The sequence below is a fragment of the Streptomyces sp. N35 genome, from assembly GCF_016464295.1.
Lineage (GTDB): Bacteria > Actinomycetota > Actinomycetes > Streptomycetales > Streptomycetaceae > Streptomyces.
Window position 1 is genome coordinate 1 of the sequence record NZ_JAEIMH010000105.1, and the last position, 19,580, is coordinate 19,580.

Annotated in this window: 14 protein-coding genes and 1 riboswitch; of the genes, 1 reads left to right on the forward strand and 13 read right to left on the reverse strand. The window is 72.8% G+C overall.

The window, feature by feature from the left end; translation table 11 throughout:
* Positions 1-336 precede the first annotated feature (336 nt).
* From cobC to cobM, 6 genes are all read right to left on the reverse strand, one after another.
* Positions 337-1,419: an Rv2231c family pyridoxal phosphate-dependent protein CobC gene (gene cobC, locus JAO81_RS36720; protein WP_199552333.1), complete on the reverse strand. Its 1,083-nt coding sequence runs from the start codon at positions 1,417-1,419 to the stop codon at positions 337-339.
* Positions 1,403-2,314 carry a sirohydrochlorin chelatase gene (locus JAO81_RS36725; protein ID WP_199552334.1) on the reverse strand — a complete coding sequence of 304 codons (912 nt, stop codon included), beginning with the start codon at positions 2,312-2,314 and terminating at the stop codon, positions 1,403-1,405. Before JAO81_RS36725 ends, cobC begins: the two co-directional genes overlap by 17 nt.
* Entirely contained in the window at positions 2,311-2,934 is a 624-nt protein-coding gene (locus JAO81_RS36730) for a precorrin-8X methylmutase (RefSeq protein ID WP_199552335.1), read from the reverse strand. Before JAO81_RS36730 ends, JAO81_RS36725 begins: the two co-directional genes overlap by 4 nt.
* Positions 2,931-4,760: a precorrin-3B C(17)-methyltransferase gene (gene cobJ, locus JAO81_RS36735; protein ID WP_199552336.1), complete on the reverse strand. Its 1,830-nt coding sequence runs from the start codon at positions 4,758-4,760 to the stop codon at positions 2,931-2,933. The genes JAO81_RS36730 and cobJ overlap by 4 nt, the downstream gene beginning before the upstream one ends.
* Positions 4,757-6,178 carry a precorrin-6y C5,15-methyltransferase (decarboxylating) subunit CbiE gene (gene cbiE / locus JAO81_RS36740; RefSeq protein WP_199552353.1) on the reverse strand — a complete coding sequence of 474 codons (1,422 nt, stop codon included), beginning with the start codon at positions 6,176-6,178 and terminating at the stop codon, positions 4,757-4,759. The genes cobJ and cbiE overlap by 4 nt, the downstream gene beginning before the upstream one ends.
* Before the next feature lie 68 nt (positions 6,179-6,246).
* Positions 6,247-7,074, reverse strand: coding sequence for a precorrin-4 C(11)-methyltransferase (gene cobM, locus JAO81_RS36745; RefSeq protein ID WP_199552337.1), 828 nt, complete (start codon positions 7,072-7,074; stop codon positions 6,247-6,249).
* 151 nt (positions 7,075-7,225) lie between these two features.
* On the opposite strand from cobM, the gene JAO81_RS36750 reads away from it, so the two are divergent.
* Positions 7,226-7,948 (forward strand): ZIP family metal transporter, encoded by a 723-nt coding sequence (locus tag JAO81_RS36750; RefSeq protein ID WP_199552338.1) that lies wholly within the window; start codon positions 7,226-7,228, stop codon positions 7,946-7,948.
* Between the two features lie 17 nt (positions 7,949-7,965).
* On the opposite strand, the gene cobI is transcribed toward JAO81_RS36750, so the two are convergent.
* The 7 genes from cobI to JAO81_RS36785 all read right to left on the reverse strand — a co-directional run bounded on the left by cobI (position 7,966) and on the right by JAO81_RS36785 (position 19,196).
* A complete protein-coding gene (cobI, locus tag JAO81_RS36755) occupies positions 7,966-8,715 on the reverse strand; it encodes a precorrin-2 C(20)-methyltransferase (protein WP_199552354.1) in 750 nt (249 codons plus the stop codon).
* Complete coding sequence (locus JAO81_RS36760; RefSeq protein ID WP_199552339.1) at positions 8,712-10,166, reverse strand: cobyrinate a,c-diamide synthase; 1,455 nt, start codon at positions 10,164-10,166, stop codon at positions 8,712-8,714. Before JAO81_RS36760 ends, cobI begins: the two co-directional genes overlap by 4 nt.
* Positions 10,160-10,768 (reverse strand): cob(I)yrinic acid a,c-diamide adenosyltransferase, encoded by a 609-nt coding sequence (gene cobO / locus JAO81_RS36765; protein ID WP_199552340.1) that lies wholly within the window; start codon positions 10,766-10,768, stop codon positions 10,160-10,162. Before cobO ends, JAO81_RS36760 begins: the two co-directional genes overlap by 7 nt.
* A complete protein-coding gene (locus JAO81_RS36770; protein ID WP_199552341.1) occupies positions 10,768-12,840 on the reverse strand; it encodes a putative cobaltochelatase in 2,073 nt (690 codons plus the stop codon). The genes cobO and JAO81_RS36770 overlap by 1 nt, the downstream gene beginning before the upstream one ends.
* A 154-nt stretch (positions 12,841-12,994) precedes the next feature.
* Positions 12,995-16,657 (reverse strand): cobaltochelatase subunit CobN, encoded by a 3,663-nt coding sequence (gene cobN, locus JAO81_RS36775; protein WP_199552342.1) that lies wholly within the window; start codon positions 16,655-16,657, stop codon positions 12,995-12,997.
* Entirely contained in the window at positions 16,654-18,201 is a 1,548-nt protein-coding gene (locus JAO81_RS36780) for a cobyric acid synthase (protein ID WP_199552343.1), read from the reverse strand. The genes cobN and JAO81_RS36780 overlap by 4 nt, the downstream gene beginning before the upstream one ends.
* A complete protein-coding gene (locus JAO81_RS36785) occupies positions 18,198-19,196 on the reverse strand; it encodes a cobalamin biosynthesis protein (RefSeq protein ID WP_199552344.1) in 999 nt (332 codons plus the stop codon). Before JAO81_RS36785 ends, JAO81_RS36780 begins: the two co-directional genes overlap by 4 nt.
* A 128-nt stretch (positions 19,197-19,324) precedes the next feature.
* A riboswitch (cobalamin riboswitch) is annotated at positions 19,325-19,397 on the reverse strand.
* Positions 19,398-19,580 lie beyond the last annotated feature (183 nt).

A 19,580-nucleotide genomic window follows, 5' to 3' on the forward strand; every position in this document is an offset into this window, starting at 1 on the left:
CCCCCCGCCCGCCGCCCCGGCCCCCCCCCCCCCCCCGGGCGCCCCGCGCCCCGGGGCCCCTCCCGGCCGCCTCGGCGGCCCCGGAGCGTCCCTGCAGTGAACTCCCTTGAGCTGTACGGGGCTTGAGCGGGGGAAGGGCGGAACTCCCTGTGCCGTCCTTCCCTCGCCGCTCGGTTCGGCCCGCCGGCGTTCGCGGCGATCCGGACGAAGCCCACCCGGCCGCACCCCGGCGCCGCAGCCGCATCACAACCCACCCCTACCGCACCCCGGCGCCGCAGCCGCATCACAACCCGCCCCTACCGCACCCCGGCGCCGCAGCCGCATCACAACCCGCCCCTACCGCACCCCGACAGCCGCCAACGCCCGCAGAAACCGGTCCGCCGTCCCCCGGTCCCGTACCGCCACGCGCAGCCACTGCGGCCCGAGCCCCGGAAACGTATCGCCACGGCGCACCGCGAAGCCGGCTTCGCGCAGCCGCGCACGGACCTCCGCGGCCCGCGCGTGCCGCAGCAGTACGAAGGGCCCGGCCGGCTCCCCGGCCACCGACACCTCGGCGAACTCCCGCAGCCCTGCCAGCAGATACGCCCGGTCCGCCCTGTACTGCCGCGCAGCACTCTCCGCCTCCGCCAGCGCCTGTGGCCGCATACAGGCCGCCGCCGCGGCAAGCGCCGGCGTCGACACCGGCCAGAGCGGCTGGGCCCGTTCCAGCGAGGCGATGAGCGTGGGGTCGGCCAGGACGTACCCGATCCGCAGACCCGCGAGCCCCCACGTCTTCGTCAGGCTCCGCAGCACCACAAGGCCGGGCACGTCGGTCCGTCCGGCGAGGGACTCCCGCTCGCCGGGTACCGCGTCCATGAACGCCTCGTCGACCACCAGGACCCGCCCGGGGCGGGCCAGTTCGGCCACGGTGCGCGCGGGGTGCAGAACGGACGTGGGATTGGTCGGATTGCCCAGGACGACGAGATCCGCCGCGTCGGGTACGGCGGCCGGGTCGAGGCGGAAGCCGTCGGCAGCGGGCAACAGGACCCGCCCCACCGCATGCCCCGCATCCCTCAGAGCCGCCTCCGGCTCCGTGAACTGCGGGTGCACCACCACCGGGTGCCGCGCTTCCAGGGCTCGCGCGAGCAGCACGAACGCCTCCGCCGCGCCCGCCGTGAGCAGCACCCGCTCAGGACCCACACCGTGCCGCGCCGCCACCGCGGCGCGCGCCGCCCGCCCGTCCGGGTAGGCGGCGAGCGCACCGAGCGAGCCGGCGGCCTCGTCCCGGAGCCACTGCGGAGGCGTCCCCGTTCGGACGTTGACGGCAAGGTCGGTCAGCGCGCCGTCGCGCACCTCGGCATCCCCGTGATGCCGCAGGTCGTACGGGCCGTCCACCGCCGGATCGGCTCCGCCGCCCACCGCCTCAGTGCGCGTGCGCATGACCATGGTGGTGACCCGCGCCGTGGTGATGGTGGTGCCCGTCGTCATCCGGGTGGAAGTGCGGCTGCTGCGGCAGCCCCACCTTGTCCTCGAAGCCCGGGAGCGCGATGCGGTACACACAGGAGTCGCAGTTCATCCGCAGATCGCCCTTGAGGGCCTCCCGGTAGCGCTCCATCACGAGATCGAGCAACTCCGGCTCCGGACCGATCACTTCGGCGCACCGCGTTTCGATCTCCGGGTGCGCATCGGCCCACCCCTCGGCCTGCTGCCGCACGCGCACCGGCAGAATCCCGGTGAACAGGAAGTACGGCAGCACGATCACCCGCCGCGCGCCCAGCTTCACGCACCGGTCGAGCCCGCCCGGCACATCCGGCGCCGCGAGCGAGACGAACGCCGTCTCCACGCCCGCGTATCCGCGGCCTTCCCAGAACAGCCGCGCGGCCTTGTGCACCTCCGCGTTGGCGTCCGGGTCCGTCGAACCCCGTCCGACAAGCAGCACCGTGACGTCCTCGCGCGCCCAGTCGCCGCGCACCTCGTCGACCCGCCGCTCGAGGACCGCGAGCAGCGAGGGGTGCGGGCCGAGCGGACGGCCGTAGGTGTACGAGATCCCCGGGTGCCGCTCCTTCTCACGGGCCAGCGCCGCCGGTATGTCGCCCTTGGCGTGCCCGGCCGACACCAGCATCAGCGGAACGGCGGCGAACCTCCGTACGCCCTGCGCCACCAGCTCCGTCACCGCCTCGCCGAGCGGTGGCGGCGAGAGCTCGATGAAGCCGCCCGCGACGGTCAGTTCGGGGTGGCGACGCCCCAACTCGCGTACGAAATCGCGGAAGGCCTCGGCCCCGGCGTCGTCCCGGGTGCCATGTCCTGCGACGAGCAGGGCGGGAGCGGTGGTCACTGGTTCTCCTTCGTACGGGGGTCGTGCTGAGGGTCTTGCTCAGGGGTGTGAACGGGGTGGTACAGCAGGGCGTTGAGCGCCGCGGCGGCCACGGCCGAGCCGCCCTTCTCGGACACGTTGCTGACCGCGGGCAGTCCGCTCTCGCGCAGCGCCGCCTTGGACTCGGCCGCGCCGACGAATCCGACGGGCAGTCCGATCACGAGAGCCGGGTCGGCATCGAGCGTCAGGAGCTCTTCGAGCGCGGTGGGCGCACAGCCGATCACCCACAGCGCACCGGGCCCCACCTGCTCGTACGCCAGGCGGATGGCATGCGCCGAACGAGTCAGCTCAGGACCGGACTTGGCGTCCTTGAGACGGCAGACCGTCTCGCGCCGGGTGATGCCCGCCGCGACCATCTCCACGTCCACGACCACGGGTGCACCCGCGTGCAGCGCCGCATGCGCGGGCACGAGCGCGGCCTCGTCGGTTACGAGATCCGTGGCGTAGTCGAGATCGGCAGCCGAGTGGATGACCCGCTCGACCACCGCCCGGGTCAGCGGCGGGAAGTGCGAGGTGTCCAGGCGGGTGCGCAGCCTGCGGAACGACTCCTGCTCGATGGGGTGCACGACACGGGTACTCATCGGCCCGCCTCCGTCCCGGTGAGCGCCGGTGCGTCGGGGTCCTGCTGCCACCGGTAACCGCGCGGGGTCACCATCCGGCCGGCTATCTCACGCGTGGCCGTGTTGCCGACCGTGACCACGGTCATCATGTCGACGGTCGCCGGGTCGAGTGCGGCAAGTGTGGTCAGGCGAACGGACTCGTCCACACGCGAGGCGTTGCGGACCACGCCCACCGGGGTGCGCGGCGCCCGGTGCTCCGCGAGCAGGGTCAGCGCCTTCGGGAGCTGCCAGTCGCGGCCCCGGCTGCGCGGGTTGTAGAAGGTCACGACGAGATCCGCCTCGGCGGCGGCGCGCACCCGGCGCTCGATCACCTCCCAGGGCGTGTGCAGATCGGAGAGGCTGATGGAGACGTGGTCATGGCCGAGCGGCGCCCCGAGCAGCGCGCCGGCCGCGAGGGCGGCGGTCACGCCCGGCACCCCGACGACGTCGATGTCGTCGCTCGCCTCGGCCAGCGCGGGCGAGGCCATCGCGTAGACGCCCGCGTCACCCGAGCCGATCAGCGCCACGGCCTGCCCCTTGCGGGCCTCGGCGACGGCGGTACGGGCCCGCTCCTCCTCGGCGCCGAGCCCCGACTCCAGGACCACGGTGCCGGGCCTGAGCAGATCGCGGATCTGGTCCACGTACTGGTCGAGACCCACCAGGACGGCGGCACGCCGCAGTTCATCCTTGGCGCGCGGGGTGAGCAGATCCCGCGCGCCGGGACCGAGCCCGACGACGGCGAGCCGGCCGCGCGGCGCCCGGCGGGCGATGGCGCACGTGGCCATGGCGGGGCGGCCCTCGGGCGCCGACTTCCTTTTCGGTACGAGCAGTTGGGCGCCCTCGACGAGGGCCGCGGCCTCGGCGACGGACGGGGTGCCGACGGCGGTCAGCGGTGCGTCGGAGGGGTTGGGCACGGGGACGGCGGCGAGCTGCTCGGGGGAGTAGGTGACAAGCGGGACACCGAGCCGTCCGGCCGCTTCGACGATCCCGGGCTCCTCGGCCTTGGCGTCGACGGTGGCGAGACGGGCGACCGAGCGCGGGCTGAGGCCGGCGTCGGCGAGGGTGCCCTCGATGAGCGCCAGGACCTCGTCCACCGGAGCACCCTTGGAAGCACCCACACCGACAACCAGCGACGGAGGACGCAACACGGCCTCGCGCTCGGCCGGTTGGGCCGTGGCGAGGTCGGTGAGGCGCAGGCGGGTGGCCGAGGTGCTCGGCGCCCAGGCGGCGGCACCGGCATCCGCAGCAAGGTCCGCTGCCGACGCGTGCGGCGGTGCGTCCGCCGGATGGGTCCCCCCGGCGGCGTGCGAGCGCCGCACGTTGGGCGGCAGCGCAGGCAGCGGCCAGCCGAAGTCCGCGATCAGTTCGACGAGTTCACCGTCGAGCATCGCCCGGCTCACCCCCGCCACATCGCCCTCCAGCGGCATCCCCAGCGTGTCGAGGCCGGGCACGCCCACGGCATCCGTCGCCGTGGTCACCACCGCCTGGGCGCCGAGCACCTCGGCCACCTGCTGGGCCAGTGCGTTCGCCCCGCCCCCGTGCCCGCCGACCAGCGACACCGCGAAGCGGCCCGCCTCGTCCACGCATACGACACCCGGGTCGGACGCCTTGTCCGTGAGCAGCGGCGCGAGCAGCCGTACCGTCGCGCCCGTGGCGAGGAAGCAGACCAGCTGCTCGCACTCGCCGAACGCCCGCTGTGCGGAAGGACCCACCGGGCCCTCGTACACCCGGACCCGCCCGGGCCAGGCCGCGGCGAGCCGTGCGCACGCCGACGCCCCGGCTGTCGTGGCGGAAATGAGGCCGATCACTTGACTGCTCCTTCTCGCGGTTCTGCCAGGGGGTTCGGGTGCGGGCGGAGCCCGGGCTGCCCTTGTGGTGCGGGCGCCCCCGAAGGGGCGCCGAGTGCCGGGGAGGGTCCTTGTGCCAGAGCCCTGCGCCGCCGTGCCTCGCCCTCGCCGGACACGGACGAGGAGCCTGCACCGACCCGGTCGCCCCACAGCACGAACACCGGGTTCGTGGCCGCGAGCCGGGTGACCTCGCCGGGCAGCGGCGCGAGGCGCGAGGACTGCAGCAGTACGCCGTCGCAGGTGAACCCGGCCTCCGCCAGCGCGGCCCGCACCTGCGGCACCCGGTCGAGCGCGGCCAGGGCGACGACGACAGTGCGCCGCGCCCGCCGGGCGCACGCCTTCACGATTCCGGGCAGCTCACGGCCGCCTCCGCCGATGAACACCGCGTCGGGATCGGCGAGATGGGACAGCACGGTGGGCGCCGAGCCGTGCACCGGACGTACGTCCACACCGTGCGCGGTGGCATTGGCCCGTATCCGCTCGATGCCGTCCGCGGTCTTCTCCACGGCCACCGCGGCCGCCCCGAAGCGGGCGCATTCGATCGCCACGGATCCGCATCCGGCGCCCACGTCCCACACGAAGTCACCGGTCCGTGGACCGATCCGGGCCAGCGCGAGGGCCCGTACCTCGAACTTGGTGATCATCGAGTCACGGTGTGCGAACTCGCCTTCGTCGAGCGCCCATCGGCCGGGCGTCGGCCGGGGTCCGGCCACCGTGCGTACCGGCGAAAGCGCCCGCGCCTCGTCCAGGCAGAGCACCACGCCGACCGTGTCCCACTCCCGCTCGGCCGCCTGTGCGGGCGTGACCCGCTCGAGCCGCTCGTGCTCGGGGTCGCCGAGGGCCGTGGCCACCAGGAACACCCGGTCCACGGCCCGGTGGACCAGCTCCGCACCGAGTTCGGCGGGACCCGCGCCCGGGCCCGTGAGCACCGCCGTCTTGGGGTGCGCACGACAGACGTTCACGGCCGTACGCAGATCGCGGCCGTGCGCGCTCACCACCACGGCGTCGTCCCACGGAAGGCCCGCCTTCGCGAAGGCCGCCGCGACGGAGGACACCCCCGGCCGTATCTCCAGGGCATCCGGCCCGAAGCGGTCCGCCAACGCCCGTACGATCCCGAAGAATCCGGGATCGCCGGAGGCGAGCACGACCACGCGTACGTTCTCGCCCGCGAGGCGCTCGGCGATCAGATCGAGCGCGGGCGCGAGCGGACCGAGCTCGATCCGCTCCACGCCGGCCCGGAGGCCGACCGCGTCCAGATGCCGTTTGCCGCCGACGGCCACCGTGGCGCCGTCGAGCAGTTCGCGGGCGCGGGCATCCAGCGGCGCACCGCCCGCGCCCATGCCGATGACCGCGAGCGCACCCGTGGCCACGGTCGTCATGCCCCGCCCACTTGTCATGCCCCGCCCACTCGTCATGCCCTGACCGCTCGTCACGCTCTGACCGCTCGTCATGACCCGGCACCTTGCGTCCGAAGTGCCCTGCGGGCCTCCGGATCGGCCTTGCGATACCCGTGGAAGTGACCGGGGTGGTACAGATGCGAGCGCGTCCCCGAGGCATCGAGAGCGGGGCCGACCAGGAACAGCGTGTGCTTCCAGAGCTTGTGCTCCTTGACCGTCTCCTCGAGGGTGCCGACCGTGCAGCGCACGATCAGCTCCTCGGGCCAGGTCGCCTGATAGGCCACCACGACGGGCGTCGACGTCGGATAACCGCCTTCGAGCAGCTCACGCACCAACTGCCCCGAGCGCGCGGCCGACAGGAAGATGGCCATGGTCGTGCCGTGCCGCGCGAACTCCCGTACCTCCTCGCCCGGCGGCATCGGCGTCTTGCCGCCGCCGAGCCGCGTCAGGACCACCGACTGGGCCACCTCGGGAATGGTCAGCTCGCGCTGCGCGAGCGCGGCCACCGCGGAGAACGCGGACACCCCGGGCACGATCTCGGTCTCCAGGCCGAGCGCGGTGCAGCGGTCCAGCTGCTCCTGCGTACCGCCCCACAGCGCCGGGTCCCCGGAGTGGATCCGCGCCACCTCGAGACCGTCCCGCAGCGCCCGCTCGTACACCGCGACCACGTCCTCCAGGGACATCGTCGCGGAGTCGAGTATCTCGGCGTCCGCGCGGGCGTGTTCAAGGACTTCGGCCTGCACCAGGCTTGCCGCCCAGATCACGATGTCCGCGTCCGCGATGGCCCGCGCCGCCCGGAACGTCAGCAGATCGGCGGCGCCGGGCCCCGCGCCGACGAAGGTGACCTTGCCGGTCACGGAAGCGTCCTCGGTTGCCATGGGTGGGGGTCCTTCCAGATGGTTCGGTGGTGACTCAGCTGTGGGTGACGGGGCGTCGGGACGGCCCGCGGCGCAACCCGTCCGGGGTGCCCTGGGCCGCTCGCGGCGAGCCGTACGCGCGACGGCCCGCATGATCGGCTAGCAAAGGCGCATGGCGGTGTTCGTCGCGCTCGGCGCGTTCCTCATGACGCTGGTCGGCGGCTGGACGGCGCAGCGCGTCACCGACCGCCGTCATCTCGTCCTCGGTCTGGCCGGCGGCCTGATGCTCGGCGTGGTCGGCCTCGATCTGCTGCCCGAGGCGATGCACGCCGCGGGCCGCGAGATCTGGGGCGTACCGGAGGCGCTGCTGCTGTTCGTCGGCGGCCTCCTCACCGCCCATCTCCTGGAACGCCTGCTCGCCCTGCGCCAGGCCGCCCACGGCGCCGACGGCGAACGCGTCCCGCAGGTCGGCCTCGGCGCCGCGTCCGCGATGGTCGGGCACAGCCTGATGGACGGGATCGCGATCGGCGCCGCGTTCCAGGCGGGCAACGCGATGGGCCTGACCGTCGCGCTCGCCGTCATCACCCATGACTTCGCGGACGGCTTCAACACGTACACGATCACGCGTCTTTACGGGAACGCCCGCCGCCGGGCCGTCGCCATGCTCTTCGCGGACGCCGCCGCGCCGGTGGTCGGTGCGGCGTCCACCCTGCTGTTCACGATGCCCGAGGAACTGCTCGGCGCCTACCTCGGCTTCTTCGGCGGTGCGCTGCTCTACCTGGCCGCGGCCGAGATCCTGCCCGAGGCGCACCACGACCACCCCGCCAAGTCGACGGTCCTGTGCACCATCGCGGGCGTGGGCTTCATCTGGCTGGTGGTGGGCGCGGCGGAGTGAGGCGCCCGGGGCGGCCGTCACAGCTTCCCTCCCCGCCCGTCCCCGCGCCGCGCCGGGGCGATCAGTGTCGAGAGATACGGCAGCGGACCCTCGGCCAGCTCGCTCGCCGGGCGGATCGACTCCTGGTCGAGGCCGAGCGCCGAACCCCACACCGCACCCTCGGTGCGCCCCGACTCCCGCAGCGCGGTGGCCACTTCACCGGCGAGCCGGCCGAACTTGTACGCCACGACCGTGCCGGGACCGTCAAGGGCATCCTTGAGCGCCGCCGACCCCGCGGTCACCGGCACCAGCGTCAACGGCTCGGTGCCCTCGGTCAGTACGGCGCCGCTGCGCGCCGCGAGGTCCTGCATCGCCGTGATCCCGGGCACGGTCTCGGCGGCCACGTCCGGCGCGAGCTCCGCGATGGTCTGCGCGAGATAGGTGAACGTCGAGTACACATTGGGGTCCCCGATCGTCGCGAACGCGACCGTGGGGTGCTCCGCGAGCAGCTCCGCCACACGGGCCCCCGCCGCGTCCCAGGCCGCCTCGCGGCGCCCGCGGTCGGAGCGCTCATTGAGCGCGAACACCACGCGGACGACCTTCTCGCGCGCCACGTACGCGAGGACCGTCGTCTCGGCACGGCCCGGCTCCCCGCCGTCCGAACCGTCCGCGGCCGCCATCACCGGCACCACCACGACATCGGCCTCGCGCAGCGCCCGTACGCCCTTGACTGTCACCAACTCGGGGTCCCCGGGGCCCACTCCGACCCCGATGAGCCTGCGGCTCACTGCGCTGTCCACTGCGTGCACCTCTCCACGAACCTGCGGGCGGCAAAGGGCAGCGCAGCCGCATGCGTATGCAGATAGCTGGCGTGCACGCCCTGGTGTACGAATCCTTCGACCCTGCGCTCCGGGGCGTGCATGCCCCAGGCGGGCACCGCCCCCGCACCCGGCTCGATCACCGTGCGGTGGAACTCGTGCCCCCGCACGCGCGTCCCGGCCTGCGCGAGGACGCTGTCCGATACGGCGACGGCCTCCCGGTAGCCGAGCGTCAGCCGCTCCGTCATCCGTGCCTCGGCGTCGAGCACCCCGCACATGGGCTGCCCGTCCAGGGAGCGCGCGAGGTACAGGAGCCCGGCGCACTCCGCGGCCACCGGCGCGCCGCCGGCCGCCAGGTCGGCCACGGTCTTGCGCAGCGCCTCGTTGGCGGAGAGGTCCGGCGCGTAGACCTCGGGAAACCCGCCGCCGATCACCAGGCCCCGCGTCCCGTCCGGGAGTTGCTCGTCGTGGAGCGGGTCGAACGGAACGACTTCGGCACCGGCCGCGGTCAGCAGCTCGGTCTGTTCGGCGTACGAGAAGGTGAACGCCGGTCCGGCGGCGAGCGCGACGACGGGGTTGCGCCCCGCCCTCGACGGTACGGACACGGCGCTCGCCGCGATCTCCGCGCCGGCCCCGTGCCCGGCGCCCGGCGTCTTGCCCGGAGCCGCCGCAAGCCCCGCGTCCAGAGCCGTGTCCGGCGACCACGGTTCGGCATCCAGCGCGGGTGCGCTGCGGGCCAGCGCGCGCAGCCCCTCCAGATCGCAGCCCTGGCGCACCTGTTCGGCCAGCGCGGCCACCGACTCGACGACCTCCGCCGAGCGCTCGGCGACCGGGATCAGGCCCAAGTGCCGCGAGGGCTGGCTCACTTGGGGCACGCGCCGCAGTGCACCGAAGACCGGAACCCCGGCCTCGTCCAGCGCATCCCGCAGCAGCTCCTCGTGACGGTCCGAGCCGACCTTGTTGAGGATCACGCCGGCAACCCGCACCTGCGGATCCCAGGAGGCGAACCCGTGCACCAGCGCCGCCACGGACCGCGCCTGCGACGACGCGTCCACGACCAGGACCACGGGCGCCCGCAGCAGCTTGGCGATCTGGGCGGTCGAGGCCAGCTCGCCCTGCCCCGACGCGCCGTCGTACAGACCCATCACGCCCTCCACCAGGGCGAGATCGCACCCACGCGCCCCATGGGCGAACAACGGCGCGATCAGCTCCGTACCGCACAGGTAGGAGTCCAGATTCCGGCCGACCCGGCCCGTGGCCAGCGCGTGATAGCCCGGGTCGATGTAGTCGGGCCCGACCTTGTGCGGGGACACCTTCAGACCGGCCGCCGTGAACGCGGCCATCAGACCGGTCGCCACGGTCGTCTTGCCACTGCCGGACGAAGGCGCGGCGATCACCAGGCGCGGGACCGCGGTCACCATTCGATGCCCCGCTGGCCCTTTTGCCCGGCGTCCATCGGGTGCTTGACCTTGGACATGTCCGTGACGAGGTCCGCGTACTCCACGAGCGCCGCCGGAGCATTGCGCCCGGTGATCACCACATGCTGCGTGCCGGGCCGGTCCTTGAGGACGGAGACCACCTCGTCGGTGTCGATCCACCCCCAGTGCATCGGGTAAGCGAACTCATCGAGCACATAGAGCTTGTACGTCTCGGCGGCCAGGTCGCGCTTGACCTGCTCCCAGCCCTCGCGGGCCTTGTCCTCGTTGCTCATCTCGCCGTCGGCGGGCGCCCGTTGGATCCAGGACCAGCCCTCGCCCATCTTGTGCCAGTCGACCGGGCCGCCCTCGCCGGACGCCCCGAGCACGCGCAGCGCGTTCTCCTCGCCGACCTTCCACTTCGCCGACTTGACGAACTGGAACACCCCGATCGGCCAGCCCTGGTTCCAGGCCCGCAGCGCAAGCCCGAACGCGGCCGTCGACTTCCCCTTGCCGATCCCGGTGTGCACCACGACCAGCGGGCGGTTGCGGCGCTGGCGTGTGGTGAGCCCGTCGTCCGGCACGACGGCCGGCTGTCCCTGGGGCATCAGGCGGCCCTCCGGTTCCTGTGGTCCTGAACGTCCTTGACGAGCCCGGCGAGTGAGTCCGCGCGCAGCTCGTCGAGGGTGACGACGGAGCCGCCGAGTCCCTGCGCCAGCTGACCGGCGAGCCCGAGCCGTACCGGCCCCGACTCGCAGTCGACGGTCACCGAGGCGATCGACTCGGCCGCGAACAGCTCGGCCGCACGCGCCGCGTGCGCCACGGGCTCGGGCCCGCCGGTGGCGCGCCCGTCGGTCACGAGCACGACCAGCGGCCTGCGTAGGGGATCGCGCAGCCGCTCCACCCGCAGCACCTCGTGCGCCTTGAGGAGCCCGGCCGCGAGCGGGGTGCGTCCACCGGTGGGCAGTGCTTCCAGGCGTACGGCGGCGGCGTCCACCGAAGACGTCGGGGGCAGCGCGACCTCCGCGGCCGCACCGCGGAAGGTCACCAGACCCACCTTGTCCCGGCGCTGGTACGCGTCGAGCAGCAGCGAAAGGACAGCGCCCTTCACCGCGCTCATCCGCTGCCGCGCGGCCATCGAGCCGGAGGCGTCCACGACGAACAGCACGAGATTGCCCTCGCGCCCTTCCCGTACCGCCTGCCGCAGATCGTCCCTGCGCACGACGAGGCCGCGCCCCGCACGCCCGCGCGCCCGCTGATGAGGCGCGGCGGCCTGCACGGTGGCCGCCAAGGGCAGCTTGGTGAGCGCCCCGCGAGGCCGGCGCGCCCCGGTCGTGCGCCCATGGTCGGCCCGCGCCCGCGACCGGCGCCCGGCCGCTCCGGCCCCAGTGCCGGGCACGCTGAGCAGCTTGGTGCGGAACGGCTCGGCGGCAGCGGCGGGCCGCTGTTCACCGGCGCCGGGGGAGCCCTGCGGCTGCTCGCTCTCGGACGGGTCCTGCCGGTCGCGGTCCTGCTCGGACCGCGCCTGACCCGGCAGCTGCGGGCCGTCGTCCTCGGGCGGCTGGCCGCCGCCCCCTCCCCGGGCTCCACCTCCGCCCGGCCCCTCGGGGGCCTCGCCCCCTTCGCCCTCCTCGGGCTCGCCGGGTTCCCCGGGCTCTTCGGGTTCTTCGGGGCCGAACTCCTCCAGCGTCTCGTCGAGTTTGTCCTCGTCAAGGCCCGGTGCGTCGAAGGGATTGCGCCGGCGCCGGTGCGGCAGCGCGAGCAGCGCGGCCTGCCGTACGTCCTCGGCCGTGACGTCCTCACGCCCCGCCCAGGCCGCGAGCGCCGTGGCCGTACGGGCCATCACGATGTCGGCCCGCATCCCGTCGACTTCGAAGGCCGCACAGGTCGCCGCGATCTGCCGCAGCACCCCGTCCCCGAGACGCACGGAGGGCAGCAGCGCCCGTGCGGCCACGATCCGCGCCCGTACGGCCCGCTCCTCGTCGGCCCAGCGCGCGGCGAAGGCGGCCGGATCGGCGTCGTAGGCGAGACGCCGCTTGACGACCTCCACCCGCTGGTCGGGCTCGCGCGAGGCCGAGACCTCCACGGTCAGCCCGAAGCGGTCGAGCAACTGCGGCCGCAGTTCGCCCTCTTCGGGGTTCATCGTCCCCACGAGCAGGAAGCGCGCGGCATGCCGTACGGACACACCTTCACGCTCCACGTACGAGGCGCCCATCGCCGCGGCATCCAGCAGCAGGTCGACGAGATGGTCATGCAGCAGATTGACCTCGTCGACATACAGAATCCCGCGATGGGCGTCGGCGAGCAGCCCCGGCTCGAAGGCCTTCACGCCCTCGGCGAGGGCCCGCTCGATATCGAGCGCCCCGACGAGCCGGTCCTCGGACGCGCCGACGGGCAGCTCGACCATGCGCGCTGCACGCGTTGCGGCTCCGGCGGCGTCATGCGGCCCATCCGGACACTGCGGGTCGGGCGACGCCGGATCACAGGAGAACCTGCACCCGGGCACCACCTCGACTTCGGGCAGCAACGCCGAAAGCGCCCGCACAGCAGTCGACTTGGCGGTGCCCTTCTCGCCGCGTACGAGCACCCCGCCGACGGCGGGGGAGACGGCATTGAGCACGAGAGCAAGCCGCAGGTCGTCCTGGCCGACGAGGGCGGTAAAGGGATAGGGGGTGTTCACAGGGCAGCCTCCACCTTCGACACATGCAGCACATCCAGCCCCGCCGGCGTTTGAGGTGATCCGAACGAAGTTCGGATGCGGGGGTTTGGGGGAGAAGCCCCGGTTCGGGGAGGGGGGGGGGGGGGGGGGAAGACCGCCGCCAGGGCACCCGCCCTCACGCGTCCCCCTCCAAGTCACCCTCGAGCTCCAGATACAGCGCCCGAAGCCGCTCGAGCGTCGAAGCATCGGGCTCAGCCCAGAGCCCACGCTCCGCCGCCTCGAGCAACCGCTCCGAAATCCCCCGCAGAGCCCAAGGGTTGGACTTCCGCATGAACTCCTGGTTCTCCCCGGAGAACACGTACTCCGCCGCCAACTTCTCGTACATCCAGTCGTCCACGACCCCGGCCGTCGCGTCGTACCCGAACAGGTAGTCCACGGTGGCCGCCATCTCGAACGCCCCCTTGTAGCCGTGCCGCCGCATCGCCGCCATCCACCGCGGATTGACCACCCGCGCGCGGAACACGCGATGCGTCTCCTCCCCGAGGGTGCGCGTCTTCACCTGATCCGGCACGGCCGAGTCACCCACATACGCCTCGGGCGAGGCACCGGTCAGATGGCGCACCATCGCCACCATGCCGCCGTGGTACTGGAAGTAGTCGTCGGCGTCGACGAGATCGTGCTCCCGCGTATCCACGTTCTTCGCGGCGACCGCGATCCGCCGGAACGCCGTCTCCATGTCCCCGCGCGCCGCCCGACCGTCAAGGCCCCGCCCGTACGCATAGCCGCCCCACACCGCGTACACCTCGGCGAGATCCGCGTCCGAGCGCCAGTTGCGCGCATCGATCAGCGGCAGCAGACCGGCCCCGTACGCCCCGGGCTTGGACCCGAAGATCCGGGCGGTCGCGCGCCGCCGGTCGCCGTGCTCGGCGGTGTCCTCGTCCGCGTGCGCCCGCACGTAATTGGAGGAGGCCGGCTCATCGAGCTCCGCCACCGCCCGCACCGCATCGTCGATCAGCCCCACCACATGCGGGAACGCGTCCCGGAAGAACCCGGAGATGCGCACGGTCACATCGATACGCGGCCGCCCCAGCTCCTCGACCGGAACGATCTCGAACCCCGTCACGCGCCGCGAGGCGTCGTCCCATACGGGCCGGCAGCCGAGCAGCGCGAGGATCTCCGCGATGTCGTCGCCCTGCGTCCGCATCGCCGACGTGCCCCACACGGTGAGGCCGACCGACTCGGGGTACTCGCCCGTGTCCGTCAGATACCGCGCCACGAGCGAGTCGGCGAGCGCCTGCCCCACCTCCCACGACAGGCGCGACGGGATGGCCTTGGGGTCGACCGAGTAGAAGTTCCGCCCGGTCGGCAGCACGTTCACCAGGCCGCGGGTCGGCGATCCGGACGGACCGGCCGGCACATATCCGCCGTCGAGCGCCCGCAGAATGTGCCCGATCTCGTCCGTCGTACGGGCGAGCCGCGGCACGACCTCCTCGCACGCGAAGCCCAACACGGCCACCGCGGGCGGCAGTTCGACACCGATCACGTCCCGCACGAGTGCGCGTACCGCCGAAAGCTGCCAGTCCCGGGCCTCCATGCCCTCCGCGAGCCGCCGGCACAGCTGCTCCAGGAGGTCAAGGGCGTCCGAGCCCGTACGAGCGGGCCCGTCGACCAGCGAGGTCAGCCCGTCCGCCACCTTCACCGCGGCCCCGGGCTCGGCGAGCAACTCCTTCTCCACGAGACCGAAATGCTCGGCCAGACAGGCCCGGAGCCCCGGCAGCGCGTTCGCCGTCCCGCCCCACACCTGCGAGGCCCGCAGCACCGCGAGCACCAGATTGACCCGGGCCTCACCGGCCGGGCCGCCACCGAGGATGTGCAGTCCGTCCCTGATCTGCACGTCCTTGATCTCGCACAGATAGCCGTCGATATGCATCACGAACTCGTCGAACGCCTCGTCGTCCGGCTGATCGTCGACATGCAGATCGTGATGCAGCTCCGCGGCCTTCACCAGGGTCCAGATCTGCGCCCGTACCGCCGGAGCCTTCGCCGGGTCGAGATCGCTCACCAGGGCGTACTCGTCGAGGAGTTGCTCCAGCTTGGCCAGGTCGCCATACGTATCGGCCCGCGCCATCGGCGGCACCAGATGGTCCACCACCGTGGCATGCCCGCGCCGCTTGGCCTGGGTGCCCTCGCCCGGGTCGTTGACGATGAACGGGTAGATCAGCGGCAGATCGCCGAGCACCGCGTCCGGCGCGCAACTCCCGCTCAGACCGAGGCCCTTGCCGGGCAGCCACTCCATCGTGCCGTGCTTGCCCATGTGCACGATCGCGTCGGCACCGAACCCGCCTTCCGATGTGACCGTCTCCAGCCACCGGTACGCCGCCATGTAGTGATGCGAGGGCGGCATATCGGGGTCGTGATAGATCGCGATCGGGTTCTCGCCGAAGCCGCGCGGCGGCTGGATCATCACCACGACGTTCCCGAACTGCAGGGACGCGAGCACGATGTCGTCGCCGTCGACGTACAGCGAGCCGGGCGGCTCACCCCACGCCTCGACCATCCCTGCGCGCAATGCGGGATCGAGCTTGTCGAACCAGGCCTGGTAGTCGGCCAGCGGCACCCGCGCGGGCGCCGCCGCCAACTGGTCCTCGGTCAGCCACTCCACGTCGTGTCCGCCGGCCTCGATCAGCCGGTGGATCAGCTCGTCGCCCTCGGCCGGATACCCGACGACCCCGTATCCGGCGTCCCGCAGCGCATCGAGCAGCCGCACCGCGGAGGCAGGCGTGTCCAGACCCACCGCATTGCCCACCCGGGAGTGCTTGGTCGGATACGCGGTGAAGACGACGCCCAGCTTCTTCTCGGCGTTCGGCTTGTGCCCGAGCCGCGCATGGCGCACCGCGATCCCGGCCACGCGCGCGGCCCGCCCGGGGTCGGCCCTGTAGACCGGCACCTCGTCGGGCCCCTGCTCCTTGAACGAGAACGGCACCGTGATCAGCCGCCCGTCGAACTCCGGGATCGCCACCTGCATCGCCGCGTCCATGGGGGAGAGCGCGGCGTCCGACGCCTCCCATGCAGCCCGCGAGGAGGTGAGGCAGAGCCCTTGCAGCACAGGGATGTTCAGGTCGGCGAGCGCGCCGATGTCCCAGGCCTCCTCGTCCCCGCCCGCCGACGCCTCGGACGCATGCGTACCGCCGGCCGCGAGCACGGTCGCCACCAGCGCGTCGGCCCGTCCGATCAGCTCGTAGAGCGCCGGGTCCGCGCCCCGCAGCGAACCGCAGAACACCGGCAGCGCGTTGGCGCCCGCGTCCTCGACCGCCTCGCACAGGGTGTCCACGAACGCGGTGTTCCCGGACAGTTCATGCGCCCGGTAGAACAGCACACCGACCGTCGGCCGCCCCTCCACGCGGGCATACGAGCCGTGCAGACCGAACTCCGGCATCTTCTCCGGCTCGGCGAACCCCTCACCCGTCAACAGGACCGTGTCCGACAGAAAACGCGCCAGCTCGGCCAGGTTCCCCGGACCGCCCTCGACGAGATACCGCAGCGCCTCCGCCACGACCCCGGCCGGCACCGAGGACTCGGCCATCAACTCCGCGTCCGGCACCGACTCGCCACCGAGCAGCACGGTCGGTATCCCGGCCGCACGCAGCGCGGCGAGACCGTCCTCCCAGGCCCGCTTGCCGCCGAGCAGCCGCACCACCGCGATGTCCGCGCCGTCGAGCAGCCCGGGCAGCTCCTCGGAGACGTCCACGCGCATCGGATTGCCGATGCGATACGGCGCGTCGGATGCCCGCGCCGCCAACAGATCCGTATCGGCGGTGGACAGAAGAAGAACCGTCATGAAGGAGCCCCCGGAGCGATGAAGGGAAGACCGGGCGGCGCACCGGTCTCGATCAGGTGCAGCAGAGCAGCGGTGTCCGCGTGCTCCTCGATGAGGTCACCGAGCCGGTCCAGTTGCTCCTCGCGCAGCGCATGGAAGCTCGTGTCGGGCGCGGGCACGAAACGCCGGCCCGCGTCGGCCGCGACCGCGCGCAGGAAGGCACGCCGGAACGCGTCGCTCTCCAGCGACCCGTGCCAGTGCGTCCCCCACACGCCGCCGACCCGGCAGCCGTCCAAGAACGGCTCCCCGCCGAGCACTTCGGCGACCCCGTGATGAATCTCGTAGCCTTCGACGAATTCGCCCAGTGCCCTGCCCACTGGACGCGTCAGCGTTTTCTCGCGCCGGAAGCGGACCCGGACCGGCAGCAGGCCAAGCCCGTCCACCGCTCCCGCGCGGGACTCGATCTCGTCCTCGATGTGCTCGCCCAGGATCTGGAATCCACCACAGATCCCGAGAATCGGACGCCCCTCGGCTGCCCTGCGCCCCAGCGCCTTCTCGAATCCCCGCCGTCTCAACCACTCCAACGCCGCGACGGTGCCGCGGGTTCCCGGGATGACGACGAGATCCGCATCGGCCAACTCCTCCGGCCGGTCCACGAATCGCACGACCACGCCCGGCTCGGCCGCGAGGGCGTCCACATCGGTGAAGTTGGACATCAGAGGGATCGCACAGACCGCGACGCGCAGCAGATCCTCGCCGACCGGCGGCGCCACCTCCGACTCGCGCACGGCGCCGCGCAGCGACACTCGCAGCCCGTCCTCCTCGTCGATGCCGAGCCCGTGCGCGTACGGCAGGACGCCGTAAGTCGCCCGCCCGGTCAGGCCCTTGAGCATGTCGAGCCCGGGTTCGAGCAGCGAGACATCCCCGCGGAACTTGTTCACCAGATACCCGGCGACCAGCTCCTGGTCCTCCTTGCTCAGGAGCGCCGTCGTTCCGAAGAACGAGGCGAAGACACCGCCGCGGTCGATGTCGCCGACCACGACCACCGGGAAGCGGGAGGCCCGCGCGATCCCCATGTTCACGATGTCGGTGCGCCGCAGATTGATCTCCGCGGGGCTGCCCGCCCCTTCGCAGATCACCGCGTCGTACTCGGCGCGCAGCTGCTCCAGACAGTCCACGACCGTCCTGAGTAGCGACTCCTGCCGCCCTCCGTGCAGCCTTTCCCCGGGGGACGACCCCCCAGACCCCCCGAAAAACCCGCGCGCGCTCATCTCGCCCACCGGCTTGCCCATCAGGACCACCTGGCTCGAGCGGTCGCTGCCGGGCTTGAGCAGCACCGGGTTCATCAGCGCGGTCGGCTCCACGCGCGCGGCCTGCGCCTGCATCGCCTGCGCCCGGCCGATCTCCGCCCCCTCGCGCGTCACAAAGGAGTTGAGGGACATGTTCTGCGCCTTGAACGGCGCGACCTTCACCCCCTGTCGCGCAAGCCAGCGGCAGATCCCCGCGGTGACCACACTCTTGCCGGCATCCGATGTGGTCCCGGCGACCAGCAGCCCACCGCTCATGACGCTCCTCTTCCGGTACTTCCTGTACTTCCGGTACGCAGGTGTCCGCGCAGCCGGTGACGTGCCCGGCCCGCAGGCACACTGCCTACCGCACACACCGCGAGCGCCAGCGCGTTCACACGGCGCGCGAGCCGCACGGCCCGCTCGATGTCCGCCACTTGGACGGCGCGCCCGGCGTCATTGAGGACCGGGCGGTGCTCCACTCGACCCCCGTACGAGAGAACACCCCCCAGCCGTACGCCGAGCGCGCCCGCAAAGGAGGCCTCCACCGGGCCTGCGTTGGGGCTCGGATGGGCCCCCGCGTCGTGCTGCCACGCCCGTACCGCGCCGCGCGGGTCCCCGCCGGCCAGCACGGCCAGCGCGGCCGTCAGGCGGGCACCAGGCCACCCCGCCACGTCGTCGAGCCGCGCCGAAGCCCAGCCGTAGCGCCGGTACTTGGGGGACTTGTGGCCGACCATCGCGTCCAGGGTGTTCACGGCCCGGAACCCGAGCAGCCCGGGCACCCCTGCCACCGCACCCCAGACCAGCGCGCCCACCACGGCGTCCGAGGTGTTCTCCGCGACCGACTCGACCACGGCGCGCGCGATGCCCGCCTCGTCGAGCGCCTGGGGATCACGGCCGCACAGATGCGGCAGCCGCTCAAGGGCCGCCGCCACCTCGCCCGCGTCCAGCGCGGCGGCGACGGCCCGTGCTTCGCGTACGAGCGAAGTCCCGCCCACCACCGTCCAGGTGGCGGCGGCGGTCAGGGCGACGGAAGCGGCGGGGGAGTGGCGTATGGCATGGGAGGCCAGCGCTCCGAGCGCCACCGCACCACCCGCGCAGACGGCGGTGTGCAGGGTTCCGGCGGCCCGGTGGTCACGCCACAGGACCCGCTCGACAGCGCTCGCGGCGCGCCCGAACACGGCGACGGGATGTCCACGGCGTGGGTCGCCGAAGAGCAGATCGCCGAGCAGGCCGGCCGCGGCGCCGTACGCGAAAGTGCGATCGGCACCCACGGATCAGACCGCCGATACGCCTCGAAGAACCTTCGTACAGGAGGTACTTGGCAGAGCGATGCAGCCTGGCATGGCGAAATGTCCTCACTCAGGGTGTCCGCGCCCTGGTTCGACGTGAACGGCTGCGAGAGTTCCTGGCTCCCGGGGACAACTCCCCGGTGACAGTGGCGGGACCGCGCCGGAATCACACCGGCTTCCTCTACTGCTGCCGTATTGGCTCCGGAAGTCCACCACGCACCGCGAACACCCGTCAACTCGGCGTTGACCTGCGGCGGAAGAGTGTGCGCAGATACACACCGGCGCACGCACGACCGCCCCCTTCCCCGGCCCGAGGGGGGCGGGGGAGGGGGGGGGGGGGGGGGGGGCTCCGGGGGGGGGCAAGAA

Excerpts from the sequence above, each read along its gene's own strand:
- cobC (WP_199552333.1), bottom strand. The coding sequence starts at position 1,419 with ATGCGCACGCGCACTGAGGCGGTGGGCGGCGGAGCCGATCCGGCGGTG.
- JAO81_RS36730 (WP_199552335.1), bottom strand. The coding sequence starts at position 2,934 with ATGAGTACCCGTGTCGTGCACCCCATCGAGCAGGAGTCGTTCCGCAGG.
- cbiE (WP_199552353.1), bottom strand. The coding sequence starts at position 6,178 with ATGACGACCGTGGCCACGGGTGCGCTCGCGGTCATCGGCATGGGCGCG.
- cobM (WP_199552337.1), bottom strand. The coding sequence starts at position 7,074 with ATGGCAACCGAGGACGCTTCCGTGACCGGCAAGGTCACCTTCGTCGGC.
- JAO81_RS36750 (WP_199552338.1), top strand. The coding sequence starts at position 7,226 with ATGGCGGTGTTCGTCGCGCTCGGCGCGTTCCTCATGACGCTGGTCGGC.
- JAO81_RS36760 (WP_199552339.1), bottom strand. The coding sequence starts at position 10,166 with ATGGTGACCGCGGTCCCGCGCCTGGTGATCGCCGCGCCTTCGTCCGGC.
- cobO (WP_199552340.1), bottom strand. The coding sequence starts at position 10,768 with ATGCCCCAGGGACAGCCGGCCGTCGTGCCGGACGACGGGCTCACCACA.
- cobN (WP_199552342.1), bottom strand. The coding sequence starts at position 16,657 with ATGACGGTTCTTCTTCTGTCCACCGCCGATACGGATCTGTTGGCGGCG.
- JAO81_RS36780 (WP_199552343.1), bottom strand. The coding sequence starts at position 18,201 with ATGAGCGGTGGGCTGCTGGTCGCCGGGACCACATCGGATGCCGGCAAG.